The following is a 17,864-nucleotide window of genomic DNA, read 5'->3' as shown; positions in this document are numbered from 1 at the left end:
TGACAACGGATATTAGAGCTATTTCGTAATTTCTCATGATTCTACAGGAAACAGATTAATGTTGAAAGTTTTTGCTGACCGTGGTGGTACATTCACAGATATTGTTGCTGTTACTAATAATCAAGCAATTATCGATAGACTTTCAAAACATCCCGAACGCTTTTTAATTGTCCCTTTGCCTAATCAGCAATGGATTATAGTCTACAAACTACTTTCAGAAAATCCCGAACAATATCAAGATGCAGCCATCCAAGGTATTCGAAATCTCATGGGTATTGCTAGCAACGAACTCATTCCTGCTGAAGCTATAGAAGTGGTAAAAATGGGGACAACAGTAGCAACAAATGCTCTGTTAGAAAGAAAGGGAGACAGGGTTGTTCTTCTGATCACCAAAGGATTTAAAGATGCGCTGCGAATTGGCTATCAAAACCGTCCTAACATCTTTGCCCGCCAGATAATTTTACCAACGATGCTTTACGAACAGGTGATTGAGATAGATGAACGTTATGATGCTAAAGGGAATGAATTAATATCTATAAATATTGAACAAGTCAAAAGAAACCTACAAGCAATTTACCATACAGGAATTCGGAGTTGTGCTATTGTTTTTATGCACAGCGATCGCTATCCCGAACACGAGCAACAAATAGCCACAATTGCCCAAAAAATCGGCTTTACTCAAATTTCCGTATCTCATCGAGTTAGTCCTTTAATGAAGTTGGTTAGCCGAGGAGATACAACAGTAGTCGATGCTTATTTAACTCCAATTCTGCGCCGCTATGTCAACCAAGTAGCGAATCAGTTACCCACCGTCAAATTAATGTTTATGAAATCTGATGGCGGTTTAGTCGCAGCCGAACAATTTCAAGGAAAAGATAGTATTTTAAGTGGCCCGGCTGGCGGTATTGTTGGCGCAGTCCAAACTAGTAAAAGAGCAGGTTTTGAGTTAGTTATTACCTTTGATATGGGAGGTACAAGTACAGATGTTGCCCACTTTAAAGGAGAGTATGAACGACAACTAGATTCAGAAATTGCTGGGGCGCGGATGCGAGTTCCTGTATTAGCAATTAATACCATTGCTGCTGGTGGTGGTTCAGTTCTCTTTTTTGATGGTTCTAGTTATCGTGTCGGCCCTAAATCTGCTGGTTCAAATCCTGGCCCTGCTTGTTATCGACGTGGCGGGCCATTAGCGGTTACTGATGCCAATGTAATGTTAGGTAAAATTCACCCACAATATTTTCCCTCAGTTTTTGGCATTGATGGTAATTTACCTTTAGATAAAGATATTGTTATTCAAAAATTTACCCAATTAACCCAAGACATTCAAGCCGCTACATTAAATCATTGTACTCCCGAACAAGTAGCCGCAGGATTTATGGCGATCGCAGTGGAAAATATGGCGAATGCAATAAAAAAAATCAGTCTGCAACGCGGTTATGATGTCAGCCAATATGTACTTTGTTGTTTTGGCGGTGCAGGTGGGCAAGTTGCTTGTTTAATTGCCAATACCTTGGGAATGAAAAAAATATTTCTACATCCTTATGCTGGAGTTCTCTCAGCTTACGGAATGGGATTAGCTGATGTGCGGGCAATTAGAGAAGGAGGAGTTGAACAACCTTTAACTCAAGCATTAATCCCTAAATTAGAGCAGTTAATGAGATATTTAGAAACTCAAGCTAGAAGTGAAATAAATGAAACAGATAGTCAATTAGAAGTAATCCGAAAAGCTAACTTAAAATATGAGAGTACTAACTCTATCCTGACCGTTAATTTTGCCAATAAAGTAGTAGTAATGCAGCAAAATTTTGAGGTTGAGCATCAATCACGCTATGGTTTCATTCAATTAGATAAAAACTTAATTGTAGAATCTGCTTCAGTGGAAGTAATTCAAAAAATGGATACTCCCGAAGAACCTTTAATTATTCGTACCCGTTCTCTAGATGAAGCCCCTGTCTCTGTTGAGACAGTCAGGATGTTTACTGCTGATAGATGGCATAATGCTCCTATTTATCGACGGGAAGATTTACAACCAGAAGATAGTATTAATGGCCCTGCAATTATTATCGAAAAAATTAGCACGATTGTAGTTGAACCAAACTGGGAAGCAAGATTAACTGAACGTAATCATTTAATTTTGCAACGTCTTATAGAGATTATATAAAGATTTATGATTTAATTTTATTAACCGAAAATACTAAGTTTCAGTAAATTATTCGGAGATTTTCAATGTTAAATTTTTCTTCTCTTCCTTTGCAAATCCGCCAGCTTTGTCTAGATAGAAAGTTAAATACACCTGACTTAGAATAAATATGTGCTAATATCGATCGCAGTGAAGTTGATGTCTGCGGTATAGTTTCCGCAATGTCTCATGCTAATTCAAGTTTTTTATCTAGAGAGCCAAGTAGCTCTGCTGAAGGAGGATGGCTGGTGTTAATAGTTCCAGCCATGAACGGTTAGATGTTGAGGCTACGCTAACCGAAGTTAAAAGGCTCCAATTTGACCGCGCACATCGTAACGCCTCTGGATTATTCTATATCGAAGGTGTGCGTAACTTTGTCAAGGTAATTGACAACGGTTTTGATATTTTAGCGATCGCGTTTAGTGAGAAACTGCTCACAGCACCTTTAGCACGGAAACTAGTTCGGCAATCTCGGCGTTCTGGTATTCCTTGCATCAGCCTTACACCCGAACAGTTTCGACGTATTTCCCAGAGTGAACGTGCTTCTGGAGTTGGTGCAATTGTTCGTCAGCGCTGGTTCAAGCTGCGTGATATCTCGCCACAACCTGATTTGTGCTGGGTGGCTCTTGAAACTGTTCGCTCACCAGGAAACCTCGGAACCTTGATTCGCACATCAGAAGCTGTTGGCGGTGCTGGGTTTATTTTTATCAAAGATAGCATAGATCCCTTTGCTCCCGATGTTATTCGGGCATCTATGGGTTCGCTCTTTAACCAGAAGTTTGTACGCACAAGCTTTTCTGCGCTCCGTCACTGGGTACAGAACCACCACTGTCCTGTTATTGGTGCTTCACCAGATGGGATGTCTGAATTTCATCAGTTTAATTATCCCAATTCTACTCTTCTTTTCCTGGGCGAGGAGCGCCAAGGTCTAACCCCAGAACAGCGAGACTTATGCCAGTATCTTGTTCGGATTCCGATGGTAGGTGCGGTTGACTCCCTCAATCTTGCTGTAGCAGGTAGCCTCTTAATGTATGAGGTTTATAGGTCGAGAACATAATGTGTGAAGTGACACCCAACATCAATCAATTTTTGTGTTGGGTTGCACTTTTCTTAACTCAACTTACATCAGCAAATGTTAAGTAATTCATTGAATTTAAACAAACACGAATTAAAAATGCACAGAACATCTCAACCCGATCCTGTTCGCTTAGAAATCTTTAAAAATCTCTATCAATTTATCGCCGAACAAATGGGAATTGTGTTGCAAAACACTGCTACATCAGTGAATATCAAAGAAAGGCTGGATTTCTCCTGCGCAATTTTTGACTCATCGGGATTATTAGTAGCAAATGCCCCACATATTCCTGTACATTTAGGCTCAATGAGTGAAAGTGTCCGCAGTTTAATTAACGATAAAGGCGACACCCTAAAACCGGGAAATGTTTATCTATCTAATAACCCCTATAACGGCGGAACCCACCTTCCTGATGTCACTGCAATTACCCCTGTTTTTTTGGAAAATAGTGAAAATAATCCATGCCCCATGCCCAATGACCAATGCCCAATGCCTTTATTTTTTGTTGCTTCTCGCGGACATCAAGCAGATATTGGTGGAATTACTCCCGGTTCTATGCCTCCCCACAGTACCACAGTAGAAGAAGAAGGAATTCTCTTTGATAATTTCCTCTTGGTCGAAGAGGGAAATTTTCAAGAAACCACAGTCAGACAGCACCTTGCAAATCATACTTATCCTGCTCGTAACCCTGACCAAAACATCGCTGATTTTAAAGCCCAAATTGCTGCAAATGAACGGGGAGTTCAAGAACTTTGTAAAATGGTTTTACAATACGGAATTGACACTGTTCAAGCTTATATGACATTTGTGCAAGCTAATGCTGAGGAGTCTGTTAGGCGTGCGATCGCAGTTCTCAAGGATGGCTCATTTACTTATAAAATGGATGATGGGGTGCAAATTAAAGTTAAAGTAACCATCTACCCAGAAAACCGTAGTGCTACTATTGATTTTACTGGAACTTCTTGGCAGCTAAATAGTAATTTTAATGCTCCTAAAGCTGTAACTCAAGCAGCAGTTTTATATGTTTTCCGTACTTTAGTTGATGATAATATTCCTCTGAATGCTGGGTGTCTTAATCCTTTAGAAATTATTATCCCAGTTGGCTGTATGCTCAACCCAACCTATCCAGCCGCAGTAGTCGCGGGTAATGTCGAAACTTCTCAAACTATTGTGGATGCTTTATATGGTGCTTTGGGTGTTATGGCTGCTTCTCAAGGAACGATGAATAATTTTACTTTTGGTAATGAGCAATATCAATATTATGAAACTATCTGCGGTGGCTCTGGCGCGGGGATTAATTTTAATGGTACTGATGGTGTTCATTCTCACATGACTAACTCTCGTTTGACCGATCCAGAAGTTTTAGAAACTCGTTATCCTGTACTTTTAGAAAGCTTTAGTCTTCGTCCCGATAGCGGTGGCAAAGGAAAATATTCGGGTGGTAATGGAGTTGTCCGCCGCATTCGATTTCTTGAACCGATGACAGCTAATATTCTCTCTGGCCATCGGGTTGTTTCTCCCTTTGGATTAAATGATGGGGAGGCAGGAAAAGTAGGACGAAACTGGATACAGCGTCAGAATGGAATTGAAGAGAATTTAGACAGCACAGCAACGGTAGAAATGAAAACTGGGGATGTTTTTGTGATAGAAACTCCTGGTGGCGGTGGTTTTGGTAAATGCCAGTGAAGAAGGCAGGAGAGGAGGCAGCACTTCGGCTCCTTTCGACTTCTCTACGAGACGCTACGCTCAAGCAAGTCGTCTTTCTTTTTCACTATCTGTAGTCGCACACGTCTAACGTCTCAAAGAGTTGCAGCTTGTCGTCACACTTTGCTTATCCTTTGGAACGCCTTGCAAACAAGAAATGTTAGATTTGTTTATTTCTACTTACCTAATTTTTGTAAAACAAGATACATTAAATGGTAGTTTAATCGCAAAGGAACCAAAAAGCATGGCCGTTAGTAGCCCTGAAGTCATCCGTCACATATTGATTGGATTGGGATATTTAGCTCCTGAGATTGATCCTAAGCCGGATCTCACTAAATTTGCTCCCTGGAAGCGAAATAACAACTCCTTGACTGACGATCCTACTGAAGAAGCTATTAAAAAGTTTCAGAAACAGTACTCACAAAAACTTGTGGTTAATGGTAATGCTGATGCAGAGACTCGAACTGTCATGGAAGAAACAGTCATCGGGCTTCAAAACAGATTGAAGTTTCATGGTTTTGCAACCAATGCTGAAATCCCTCCAAACAAGCCTTTTTATGGGCCGGCTACTTATACAGCAGTCAAAAAATTTCAGAAATCTCAGGGTTTAACTGAAAATGGTATTGCTACTATTGAACAGCGTCAAATTCTACAGCAATCTAGTCTGACAGATAAGCCCCAGACTCCGCCTCAGTCACAACTAAAGCTGAGAGATTTATGCTTTCAATTCCAAAAGAATCCTCAAAATCCTTCTTACATTGCAGCGTTAAATAACTTACAACAAAATCTACCCAAGGACGTTTTACACAAAGTTACTAACAAATGGAGGGGGACAAACGATCAAAATCCTGAGATTGTCAAGCTGACGAATCTGTTTACTTATTATGATGACAATAATGCAAATCATCGTGATGCACTAAATCACTTACAAAGTCAGATTACCCCAGCCATCTCTCAAGCATTTTTAAGCCTTTGGAATAAGAAGTAACAAATGGGACTGATAGCAGAAGTCTCAATTCAGAATTCAGAATGGGCTACGCCTTGCTGCGCTAACAGAAGCAAAATACGCTTTCTACCTAGATAACAGACTTAGCTTGTGTACCTCATCAACTTGAAATCTGCTTTTTTACATCTGATACCAATTCAAAAAATGTTTACGACAGATAAGCCCACCCACGCTGACGCGCACCCTTTAGTAAGGGCAGGGTTGGTGATATATATTATCTATGTGTTGCATTCTTTTTTCAAATTGGTATGAAATCCGAGAATTAAAAACCAGGTTTCTAATCTCTGCTGAGTAGGAAACCTGTTTTTTAACAATTCTGAATTCTGATTTAATATTCAATTCCCGGTTGTGCTTTTACACCTTGATCGCGGAAAGGGTGCTTAACTAGAGTCATTTCAGTTACTAAGTCAGCACGCTCAATTAAAGCAGGTGGTGCGCCTCTACCTGTGAGAATAACGTGTTTGTTAGCGGGTTTTTGCGCCAAACCTGCTAAAACGTCTTCTACTGGTAAGTAAGCCATTTTGAGGGCGATATTGATTTCGTCTAACAACACTAGATGAAAGTCTGGGTTGCGAATGTATTCTAACGATTTTTCCCAGGCGGCGCTAGCTTTGTCAAGATCGCGATCGCGGTCTTGAGTTTCCCAGGTAAAGCCTTCGCCCATTGCGTGAAATTCTATTTGGTCTTCCCAATAGCTGAAAACCCTTTTTTCGGAAGGTTCCCAGCTACCTTTGATGAATTGGACGATCGCTACTTTATACCCATGACCGAGCGATCGCAACACCATCCCCAAAGCCGCAGTGGTTTTACCCTTACCGTTCCCAGTATTTACAATAATTAATCCTTTTTCTGGTACAGCTTCTGCTATGCGCTTGTCTTGCACTTCTTTGCGTCGCTGCATTTTTTTCCGGTACTGTTCATCAGTCAGAGATGAAGACATTACCTCATCAATTAAGCGCCCAATTTCTTGGTCTGGGTTCAATTCTGGTGGTGTATCGTTTTTCATCAAGCTTGTCTAGAAATAACTGTTAAAAGTGTTGAAAATGAACCAAAATCGCCTTACTTATCCAATTTCATTTACATTACTTGATGGCAAATGTCCAGTAAGTTTTCATGTGAAATATTAATAGTGTATTAGCTTTATCAATGATTTGAGACAAGTGGAACTATATATAATACACAAACTGAACTTATAATTTGAGTTTACTATTACTGTTTTAAATAATTTAATATGTTTATTAAAGCACTTTACCAGTAAAATTTTATTATTATCTTCTTTAGTACAGTGATGAGTTAGATACTTTAAGTATCATAAGTATGATGTCTAATATCATAAGTTATGCATCTATGGATGTTGTTGTTTCCATTTTTCCCATAAAGGCTGTGTATCCTCTGGTTGAGCGTCATAGTTGAGCAATTGGTCTGAAATTATCACCCATGACTGGGCACTGCGTGTCCAAATGTTACCCACTGGGCGTAACCAACTTGTATCATCTAAGGTTCCAGCTTTGACATTGATAGTATTTGAATTGTAAGTCCGTTCATGGAACAATCGCGTTCCGCAGTCGCCACAAAACAGGTTATTTACTTCACGTCCGGTATCATTTTTCCGAGTCCAAGCTTTCGGTTTTCCTTGAATAATTACAACAGTATCTCGTAGTACTGTAAGAGACATACCAAAGGCACTAGACGATTGTTTTTGACACTCCTTACAATGACATAGGTAAAGTGTTAATGGTTCGGCATGAATTTCATAACGAATCTGTCCACATTGACAACCTCCAGTATATGGAAGACTCACAGTTTTTATCTCCTAAGAATTTGTATTGTTTTATTGTAACTAAAACTACTTCAGTATAAAAGCGGATTTTATTAGACACAAATAGAAGACATCTGAACATGAATATATTTTCATTCTCTGCACTTTCCTAAATCCTTTTCATCACTCATCCTAACTCCAATACTGTTGAGGTGCATTTCCGTGAACTTCTAAAATCTTCGGTTTTTGGATTTTGCTATCAAGGGGATTAATTGCTTCTAACTGGACATCAAATTTCCAGTTTTCACCAAAATCATAAAGATAGGTCATTTTACCACCCGGTTCTAGATATAAATCTAAATTCTAAATTCACAATTTAACCTTCTGTGCAACGTGTTTTATTTATACTATTAATACAGAATTTCTCATGATAAACATTGACGTGCCAAGTGTCACAACAGGACTATCAATACCGTAAGTTTAATGAAATGCGAATGATAATATTTTCACCTTCTACTTGACTAATCCCAGGAATTTGATATGAATAGTAACACTCGCCTACAGATGATTTTAGCTGATACACGCATTAATACAGTATTACCTGCGATCGCTCAACTAAATCTACCTAACTGGTGGTTAGCCGGGGGTGCAGTCCGAAACACCGTTTGGTCTTCAATTTTTGGCAATGACTGTGGGTTAGGTATTAAAGATTTTGATATTGCATTCTTTGATATAGAGGGAAACCGTTCCCAAGAACTAGCAGCAAAGGCGATTCTCACAAAACAATTTCCTGATGACGAGTTTGATGTCAAAAATCAAGCCAGTTTTGCTCGTTGGCGGCTTGGTAGCAGACCTTACACTAGTACAGAGGATGGCATCACAAATTGGCTGCACACCGCTACTGCTGTGGGAGTTCGACTAGATACCCAGGGACAATGGCAATTTTTCACACCCTACGGGTTGGATGACCTATTTGGTGGCATTATTCGACCTACGCCAACGCATACTTATAACTTAGATGCCCATAAAAAAGCATCTGGATTTTTACAGAAGTGTCCTTATCTGCGGTTGGCGTAAAGCTTACAGTCAGATTTTAGCCGCTAATTTCCGTGACAAAGAAATAATCGCTTTTTAATTTACAATCTTTGGATACTGAAGCGCAATGTTAATAATTTTCTACGTACTGGGAATAATTAAACTAGAACCCCTTTCACAATAGAACAGGGATGATGCTAATTTTATAACTTTATAGTCAAAAACCAATGCCAAATCGTACTGGATACCAAATTAACTCCACTCTCCACGAAGGAATCCAAACAATTATTTATCAAGCACAAACGCCAAAGGCGCAACAGCGAGTTATCCTCAAGCTGCTTAAAAATGAATATCCGACCCTTGAAGCCTTTACTCGCCTTAAAAATGAGTATCAAATTCAGCAAGGTTTAGACCATCCCAATATAATTAAAGCTATCAGTCTAGAAACTTTTGAAAACCGTGTGGGATTATTGCTAGAAGACTTTGGCGGTCAGTCTTTATCTCAACTGCTCCAAACCAAAAAACTTGACTTAATTAACCATTTAAAAATTGCTATTCAACTGACTAAAGCTTTAGATTATTTGCATAATAATCAGATTATTCATAAAGATATCAAACCTAATAACATCATAATTAACTCCCAGACAGGTATTGTTAAACTCGCTGACTTCGGTATAGCCTCCCGTCTCAATAAGGAAAATCCCCAATTTAATAACCCTAACTGCGTTGAAGGCACACTTGCCTATATGTCTCCCGAACAAACTGGGAGAATGAATCGCATTCTTGATTATCGCACTGACTTTTATTCTCTTGGTGTGACTTTATATGAAATGCTCACTGAGAAAACACCATTTGTTAGCCAAGATCCCTTAGAAGTAGTTTATAGTCACATTGCAGTTCAAGCGAGAAACCCGCAATTATTAAATTCAAAAATTCCTGCCGCCATCTCTAAAATTGTAATGAAGTTGATGGCAAAAAATGCAGAAGACAGATATCAAAGTGCTACAGGATTATTGGCAGATTTAGAATCATGTCTCAAGCAGTTAGAAACAAAAGGAATCATTACTGATTTTGTGCCAGGCCGTTTAGATATATTGAGCCAGTTATTAATTCCTCAAAAATTATATGGTCGTGAAGAACAAGTTAATGAACTTTTAGCTGCATTTGAGCGAGTTTCATCTGGAACTAGTGAAATGATGCTAGTTTCTGGTTATTCTGGGATTGGCAAATCAGTTTTAGTCAATGAAGTTAATAAACCAATTACTCGCAGACAAGGGTACTTTATTTCTGGTAAATTTGACCAGTTAAAACGGAATATACCTTATGCTTCTTTAATTCAAGCCTTTGCTTACTTAATGCGATATTTGCTGACCGAGAATAATGAAAAAATAGAAAGATGGCGTAGTAAAATATTAGCAGCTTTAGGAACAAATGGAAAAGTTATTACTGACGTAATTCCAGAAGTAGAATTAATCATCGGTATACAGCCGGAAGTTGCCCAAATTGGTGCAACAGAATCACAAAATCGTTTCAATCATGTTTTTAAAGAATTTATCCAAGTTTTTACTCAAAAAGAACACCCATTAGTCATATTTTTAGATGATTTACAATGGGCAGATTCAGCTACTTTAAATCTAATTCAACTGATCGTAACTGATACCGATAGCAAATACTTTTTATTTATTGGTGCATATAGAGATAATGAAGTTAATTCAGCGCATCCTTTAATCCAAAAGATAGAAGAGATTAAGAATAGTGGGACGGTTGTTAATAATCTTGTATTACAACCCTTAAATTTAGGCAATGTAACTCAGCTAGTTGCCGAAACTCTTCAAAAATTAGAAGTGAAGCAGGATGAAGAAACAGCAGTCTTTAACCAAGACATTATTAAACTAGCTGAGTTGATTTGTAATAAAACCGGTGGAAATCCATTTTTTATAACACAACTAATTCAAGCACTTCATCAAGAAAAACTGTTAAAATTTGACTTTGCTAATGCTAAATGGCAATGGAGTATAGAAGATATTCAAGCAATTGGAATTACCGATAAGAATGTAGTTGAATTAGTTGCCAGCCGAGTTGAAAAACTACCACGGTTCACCCAAGATGTTTTAAAATTAGCAGCATGTGTGGGTGACAGATTTAGTTTGGATGTTTTATCGATAGTAAATGAAAAATCACCTTCTTTGACAGCAAATGATTTACACTCAGCTTTGCAAGCAGGATTAATTCTGCCTTTAAATGAAGCTTACCGCATCCCTTTAGTTTTTAATCAAGAAGAAGCGGTTAATTTAAATTTCGACACTTCACGGGTGGGTTACAAGTTTTTGCATGACAGAGTACAACAAGCAGCATATTCCTTAATTCCAGAAGAACTTAAGAAATCTACTCACCTGAAAATTGGGCAATTGCTTCTTCAAAATATACCTAAAGAGGAAATAGAAGCTAACATTTTTGATATCGTCAATCAGTTAAATGTAGGTATTGTTAACCTGATAGAGCAATCTGAAAAAACTGAATTGGCACGATTAAATTTAACTGCAGGACGAAAAGCTAAAGCTTCTACAGCTTACGAAGCTGCTCTTAAATACTTCACAAATGGGATAGAACTTTTAAATATAGATGCTTGGCAAACGGAATATACCTTAACTATCGGTTTATATGAAGGAGCCGCAGAGGCAGCCTATCTGGGCGGTGATTTTGAGCAGATGCAAACATGGGCTAAGGTGGTGCAGCAAGAAGCCAAAATTCTTTTAGATAAAGTGAAAGTCTATGAAGTACAGATTATCGCTTCTATCATTCAAAGCAGGCAATTGGAAGCCATTCAAATAGCAGTATCAATTCTGCAATTATTAGGAATAAATTTTCCAGACGAACCGACATCAACTGATATTCAGCAGGGGATGGATGAAATTGCTGTTTCTTTGAAAGGGAAAGCCATTGCAGATTTAATTAATTTACCATTAATGACCGATCCTAACAAGATTGCAGCGATGAGAATCTTAATGGGAGTTCTTCCTGCGGCTTTTCAAACTGCTCCGGCAATGATGCCAATTATTGTCTGTAAAATGGTTAATTTGTCTTTAAGGTATGGAAATACAGCTGTATCTGCTTATGGTTATAGTCTTTATGGATTACTTCTTTGTGGAATTCAAGGAGAAATTGATTCTGGCTATGAATTTGGGAAACTAGCTTCTCACCTAGTGTCACAATTTAATGCTGAAGAACTCAAGGCGAAAATTCTGACGGTTGTTAGTGCCCATGTTATGCATTGGAAAGAGCATGTTAGAGAGACATTAACATCATCAATGTCAGGATATTCTAGTGGTCTGGAGACTGGGGATTTAGAATATGCTGGTTATTGTGGCTATATTTATCCCTATCATTCATTTTGGCTGGGTAAAGAACTTTGGGTTCTAGAAAAAGAACTGATAGCTTATTGTGATTCGCTGAAAAAAATCAATCAACAAGTAGCTTTCACTTGGAACTCAGTGTATTTGCAAACAGTTTTGAACTTGAAAGGAAGTTTTGAAAATGCGGACTGTTTAATTGGAGAAGCCTACAACGAGCAAAGTATGCTGCCAATTCATCAGCAAGTAAATGACCTTTACACAATTAACCATTTATTTGTTAATAAGCTAATGCTCTCTTACATATTTGGAGAGTATTTTAAAGCTGTAGAAAATGCTGCGATCGCAGAAAACTCTTTAGGTGGTGTTACAGGGTTGTTTGTTGTCCCAGTGTTTTATTTCTACGATTCTTTAGCCCACTTGGCAATATATCATACTGCTAAAGAGTCTGAGAAGCAAGCTATTCTAGAAAAAGTTCAAGCTAATCAGCAAAAGATGGAACTCTGGGCTACTCATGCTCCCACCAATCACTTACATAGATTTTATCTCGTAGAGGCAGAACGGTGTCAGGTTTTGGGTCAAAAGCTAGAAGCAATGGACTATTATGAAAACTCGATTGCCAAATCTCAAGCAAACGGTTTTCTCCAAGAAGAAGCTTTAGCCTATGAGTTAGCTGGAAAATTTTATCAATCTCTAGGTAAAGAATTAATTCATCAAACTTATATAACTAAAGCCTATTATGCCTATATTCGTTGGGGTGCGATCGCCAAAGTTAAACACCTAGAATCAAAGTATGTTTTTCTAGTAGGACAAACTACTACCATAGAAAACACTAGTTCAAAACTTGACACAACTCATATTACCACTAACACTACTACCAATAACAGCTTAAGCGATTTTCTAGATTTTAATGCATTCATCAAATTTTCACAAGCGATTACTAATGAAATTGTTTTAGAAAATTTATTGGGTAAGCTAATCCAAATTTTACTAGAAAATGCTGCTGCCCAAAAAGCAGCACTACTCTTACTTAAAGATAATCATTTGTATATTGAAGCTTCTGGAAATGCTACTGATGATGTGGTGACGGTTTTACGTTCTATTCCGGTTGAAACCTATCAAGATTTACCACTGTCTGTGATTAATTACGTTCTCCGAACTCAGCAATATATTGTATTAAATGATGCAATAGTTACAGAGCCTTTTAATTTTGATATCTATATCCAAAAATCTCGAACAAAATCAATCTTTTGTTTGCCGATTATGTACCAATCACAGCTTACTGGTATTATTTATTTAGAAAACCAGTTATCATCAGGGGCTTTTGTTCCAGAAAGGGTAGAGGTATTAAAAGTCTTAGTTTCTCAAATGGCTATTGCAATAGAAAATGCCAGTTTGTACACAAAGGCGCAAGATAAATCTAAAGAGTTAGAACAATCGATAAAAGATTTACAAGAGGCGCAACTACAGCTTATCCAAAGTGAAAAAATGTCTTCTTTGGGTAATTTAGTTGCAGGTGTAGCACACGAAATAAACAATCCCATTGGTTTTATTACAGGTAGTATTGCCCAAGCAAAAGATATTGTTAAAGATTTAATAGACTATCTGCAACTGTACCGAGAAAAATTCCCCAATCCTGGTGCTGAAATTGAAGAAAAAGCTGAAGAGATAGATATAGATTTTCTGCTAAAAGATTTACCAAAAATGATTGATGGTATGACAGTGGGAACACAGCGTATTCGCAATATTAGTACATCTCTTCGTACTTTTTCTCGTGCTGATACTACCTCTAAAGTGTTAGCTAATATCCATGAAGGTATTGATAGTACTTTGATGATTTTACAACATCGTTTAAAAGCCGATCATAATCGTCCAGCAATTAAAATCATTAAAAATTATGCAGATATTCCATCAGTAAAATGCTATTTGGGACAATTGAATCAGGTGTTTATGAATATTATTGCAAATGCAATCGATGCTTTAGAAGAAGCAAATATCGGTCGTGATTTTTTAGAAATTCAAGAAAAGTATCCTAATATTATTACTATTGAGACTTCTCTAGAAGTAGATAATAACAAGGTGGTAATTAAGATTCAAGATAATGCTAAAGGAATGCCTGAAGCAGTTAAAAAATGCATTTTTGAACATTTATTTACCACCAAATGTGTAGGAAAAGGTACGGGATTAGGATTATCCATTAGTCGGCAAATTATAGTTGAAAATCATGGTGGAAATTTGATTTGCGAATCAGTCTTGGGACAAGGAACACAATTTATAATTTCTATTCCAATTTTGGGGGGATAAGGAATTTTTAATAGTTTTCCTTAAATTTCGGTATGGGTGCGGATGCTTTGCAGTATTCTTGATTAAATTAGTTTATATCTGCATTGGCAATTTTGATAAAGTGAATTTCCGATAAATTTACTGTTTCTCAAGAGTGATGGTTGCGTAAGTCCTGTATGTAAGTAGTGACTTTATTACTTAATCAAATCAATACAAAGTTAGTTACAATTAGCACTTGTAACTTATTAATTAACTGTTATAACTAATTGTATACATCAACTCTTGTATATACTAGCTTTATCATTTACTAGAAAAAAGATTTTTAGTAGATATAAAACTCAATTACTAGTGAAGTCTACAAGCATATTAGACAGTTTTGATAGGCTAAAAATATTAGCCCAAACTTTAGTTTGTAGTAAAGTACAAGATGCAAAAATCGTAAATAATTAAGGGAATCATCTTGTGGAAAAAAGAAGAGAAAATGGGGGAATAGTTTCAAAAGCTATTTCGTTCCTGTTAAATCGTATAACTTTAATTGCGCTTGCAGTTATTCTTGTGCTGTTTGTTGGAGGTAAGTTTGAGGTAGCAAGTGCAACTCAACCTAATGCAGAATTAGAAATTCAAAAATTAACATCCTGTTACGCCCTGGGAACTGACGCTATTGGTAGAGGAAATCTCCAAGAAGGAAAAAATATTTATCGGGATTGTTTTACTCAAGATTCAGTCCTTACCGCCATTTTTCCTGATGGGGCAACTCAAACAAATTATGGGACAGATTCTTGGGCAGATTTTGTCTATTCAGTATTTCAAGGAAATGGTTACACGGCTACTCAACACTTGATGGGTACAATAAACATTTCAATTCAAAATAATCAAGCAACGATGACTTCTTATCTCCATGCGACTCACAAACGCTCGGAAACCAGCATTGATGTCGCTAATGGCACTTATGAAGATCAAGTCGTTAACAGAAATGGACGCTGGAAAATTCGTAATCGTACCCTTAAACTCATCGATTTCTTGAATCTCAGTTCGCCAACTACTTCTTCAAACGCTAATGCTCGAAGTACTAATTCTTCAGCTACCTTTGTCAGACCAAATATACCTCGTTTAAAAGAATAATTCTTGAGATTGGAATAACACGAACACGGGTTGGATAAGTATTCTTTACCTCCCTGATGACTGGAAAAAGGGGTGAATTCAAATATTCATCCCCTTTTTTATTTGCCACTTGAGTAAAATATAGTGCAAGATAAACAACTTTTGCAGTCAGTGTTTATTCTGTTTGATATATGAATAGAGAAGTTCGCGATCGCTTGGAGAGTTTATAATTAAGCATGGACTATTTCCGTTGCTTCCATTACTTACAATAACTACAGTAATGCCCATCCGGGGACAAACTCCTAAACAACTGGTGCTAACTACCCGAAAATCACCCCATAATCCCTCAAACTTTAAACGAGATTTCAACCAATTCTCTAAATCTTCGGAAGCGGTTGAGCCTAACCGCTCGTTTGCACATTGCGAACACACAAGCACCAAACCAGATTCCCATCGGGGAGAAACAGTTGAAATAGAAGTTTCTAATCGAGTATTTATTAGAGGTGGTAGTTGCTGAGAATTGGATGCAGACCTCTTGAGGATACGTTTGAGTAATGCTTTAATACGCTGTAGGAATTTTTTCATAGACTACCCCACCTATTTATCTGACAAGATAGTGTAAATTTCCTGTTTAGTCTGTTCTATTAGAACACCCAAGAAATGCTAGTCTATGCCAAGTCGTTTGTAGACGATGTAGAATTTTCACCTATGGACGCCTAGAGGACATGATATTACTATCTTTAATTGCAACTCAGTATTACAATCTAGGGGTTCCCACTCGCTGGGGAAACTATATGGAATCAAAACATGACTAAGCTGATTGAATACGAAGAAGCCAGCGACGAAGTACGTGCAGTGTATGACGACATCCGCGTTACACGTCAGAATGACTACATCAATAACTTTTGGAAAGCCATAGCCAACCATCCTCCCACCCTGCAACGAACGTGGCAAGCGTTGAAGGAAGTGATGGTTAGCCCTGGTGAGATCGATCCACTGATGCGCGAACTGATTTATATTGCTGTGAGTGCAACGAATGGCTGTGAGTATTGCATCGCCTCGCACACAGCGGCAGCACGTGCCAAGGGTATGAATGATACTATGTTTGGGGAACTAATGGCGATCGCAGCTACTGCTAATATGACCAATCGCCTCGCCAATGGCTATCAAATTCCGGTGGACGAGAAATTCAAGACGTAGGAATTTAGCCTTGTCTATCCCTACTTAAAAATAAGGTTTAGCAAAATCATTTACTATGCCCAAGGTTCAGATTAACGGGATTGATTTGTTCTACGACATTAAGGGAACAGGTGAGCCTTTGCTATTAATAGCTGGCTTTCTTTGCGATCATGCTTATTGGTCGCTGATTATGCCATCGCTGGTTTCGCAGTATCAAGTCATTCGCTTGGATAACCGAGGTATGGGGAGAAGTTCTGCTCCCGAAAACCCCTATAGTCTGAAGCAGATGGCTAGTGACGTTGCAGCATTGCTCGATCGCATCGGCATCGATAGGGTGCATTTAGCAGGTCATTCAATGGGTAGTCAGATAGCTCAAGAGCTAGTGTTAGCACACCCTGAAAAGGTAAAAAGTCTGATACTACTTTCATCTTTGGCAAAAGGTGATGCATTATTCAACAGCATCATTGAGACTTGGGGCGAACTTCCTAGCAATGTAGACCTAAAACTTTATGAAAAAGTTATCTTGCCCTGGATATTTACAGATACGTTCTACTCAATTCCTGACACGATCGAAGGTCTGATTGAATTTGCTATCAGATATCCTTTCCCGCCTGCAACTCATTCACTTTATCATCACAGCCAAGCCATCCTTAGTAGTAACACAATAGACCGCCTCCAAGAAATTCATTGTCCTACCTTAGTTCTGGTTGGTAAACAAGATATTCTCACTCCGCTAAAGTTTTCTCAACAACTTGCTCAAGGTATTCCCAATGCTGAACTTGTAGTCATCGAACGCGGGGGTCACGGCTTCTTGATTGAGTCGCCGGATGCTGTAGTTTCAGCCATACTCAATTTTCTGGGGAAGTTGAAGCCAACTTATAGCAATTTTTGATTATTAACAACAGAGGTAAAAGGTTTTTGTTGACGCAGGTCTGGGTTGCCGAGTCGCGCTGGACGTTTTTTATTCATGATGTATCACTAAGAACATCTGGTTTGATGTTCTTAGATGACATCTTCTGCAACCTTTTTGCTTAAGTTGACATCAATGAGTATTGCTCTACCCTTACGAGAAATCATATATAACTCTAGACTGGATTCTGATAGTTTTGCTATAAGCCTTCTGATAGTGTATTTCTCTAAACAAAAAAGTTTAGTCTGGGGATGTTTAGTTATAAAAATGAGAGGTAATAGTT

The 17,864-nt window shown here is 38.0% G+C and carries 12 protein-coding genes and 1 pseudogene; 9 read left to right on the top strand and 4 right to left on the bottom strand.

Translation table 11 applies throughout. The features are described 5' to 3' along the window. The first annotated feature begins 58 nt into the window (after positions 1–58). The 4 genes from RMY64_RS10010 (at position 59) to RMY64_RS09995 (ending at position 5,946) form a co-directional block, all read left to right on the top strand. On the top strand, positions 59–2,161 hold the full coding sequence (locus RMY64_RS10010; RefSeq protein ID WP_322699929.1) for a hydantoinase/oxoprolinase family protein: 2,103 nt from the start codon (positions 59–61) through the stop codon (positions 2,159–2,161). Positions 2,162–2,420: 259 nt separating this feature from the next. Continuing rightward, positions 2,421–3,236, top strand: coding sequence for an RNA methyltransferase (locus tag RMY64_RS10005; RefSeq protein WP_322699928.1), 816 nt, complete (start codon positions 2,421–2,423; stop codon positions 3,234–3,236). A 117-nt stretch (positions 3,237–3,353) separates the two neighbouring features. After that, entirely contained in the window at positions 3,354–4,940 is a 1,587-nt protein-coding gene (locus RMY64_RS10000) for a hydantoinase B/oxoprolinase family protein (protein WP_322672758.1), read from the top strand. Between the two features lie 175 nt (positions 4,941–5,115). Further along, positions 5,116–5,946 carry a peptidoglycan-binding domain-containing protein gene (locus RMY64_RS09995; RefSeq protein ID WP_322686029.1) on the top strand — a complete coding sequence of 277 codons (831 nt, stop codon included), beginning with the start codon at positions 5,116–5,118 and terminating at the stop codon, positions 5,944–5,946. Positions 5,947–6,292: 346 nt separating this feature from the next. On the opposite strand, the gene cobO is transcribed toward RMY64_RS09995, so the two are convergent. The 3 genes and pseudogenes from cobO to RMY64_RS09980 form a co-directional block, all read right to left on the bottom strand. After that, the gene (cobO, locus tag RMY64_RS09990) at positions 6,293–6,970 is read right to left on the bottom strand and encodes a cob(I)yrinic acid a,c-diamide adenosyltransferase (protein ID WP_322672760.1); all 678 of its coding nucleotides are present in this window, start codon (positions 6,968–6,970) and stop codon (positions 6,293–6,295) included. A 339-nt stretch (positions 6,971–7,309) separates the two neighbouring features. Further along, entirely contained in the window at positions 7,310–7,765 is a 456-nt protein-coding gene (locus tag RMY64_RS09985) for a GFA family protein (RefSeq protein WP_322672761.1), read from the bottom strand. 150 nt (positions 7,766–7,915) lie between these two features. Next, positions 7,916–8,068 (bottom strand): annotated as a pseudogene (locus RMY64_RS09980) (IS1096 element passenger TnpR family protein); the annotation flags it as partial. Between the two features lie 195 nt (positions 8,069–8,263). Here RMY64_RS09980 and RMY64_RS09975 point away from each other — a divergent pair. The 3 genes from RMY64_RS09975 (at position 8,264) to RMY64_RS09965 (ending at position 15,513) form a co-directional block, all read left to right on the top strand. Further along, entirely contained in the window at positions 8,264–8,800 is a 537-nt protein-coding gene (locus RMY64_RS09975) for a nucleotidyltransferase family protein (protein WP_322672762.1), read from the top strand. A 185-nt stretch (positions 8,801–8,985) separates the two neighbouring features. Further along, positions 8,986–14,412 (top strand): AAA family ATPase, encoded by a 5,427-nt coding sequence (locus tag RMY64_RS09970; RefSeq protein ID WP_322672763.1) that lies wholly within the window; start codon positions 8,986–8,988, stop codon positions 14,410–14,412. A 534-nt stretch (positions 14,413–14,946) separates the two neighbouring features. After that, entirely contained in the window at positions 14,947–15,513 is a 567-nt protein-coding gene (locus RMY64_RS09965) for a nuclear transport factor 2 family protein (RefSeq protein WP_322699927.1), read from the top strand. A gap of 147 nt (positions 15,514–15,660) precedes the next feature. Here the strand turns inward: RMY64_RS09965 and RMY64_RS09960 are convergent, their stop codons facing one another. Further along, positions 15,661–16,077 carry a (2Fe-2S) ferredoxin domain-containing protein gene (locus RMY64_RS09960; protein WP_322672765.1) on the bottom strand — a complete coding sequence of 139 codons (417 nt, stop codon included), beginning with the start codon at positions 16,075–16,077 and terminating at the stop codon, positions 15,661–15,663. A 222-nt stretch (positions 16,078–16,299) separates the two neighbouring features. Here RMY64_RS09960 and RMY64_RS09955 point away from each other — a divergent pair, with 222 nt between their 5' ends. Next, the gene (locus RMY64_RS09955; RefSeq protein ID WP_094350326.1) at positions 16,300–16,692 is read left to right on the top strand and encodes a carboxymuconolactone decarboxylase family protein; all 393 of its coding nucleotides are present in this window, start codon (positions 16,300–16,302) and stop codon (positions 16,690–16,692) included. Between the two features lie 55 nt (positions 16,693–16,747). Then, on the top strand, positions 16,748–17,563 hold the full coding sequence (locus RMY64_RS09950; RefSeq protein WP_322672766.1) for an alpha/beta hydrolase: 816 nt from the start codon (positions 16,748–16,750) through the stop codon (positions 17,561–17,563). Positions 17,564–17,864: the final 301 nt, after the last annotated feature.

Origin of the sequence: Nostoc sp. DedQUE08 (genome assembly GCF_034530895.1) — a bacterium.
In the GTDB taxonomy this organism is placed as follows: domain Bacteria; phylum Cyanobacteriota; class Cyanobacteriia; order Cyanobacteriales; family Nostocaceae; genus Nostoc.
The sequence above is the reverse complement of the archived record's forward strand: the minus strand, read 5'-3'. Positions and strand labels throughout refer to the sequence as shown.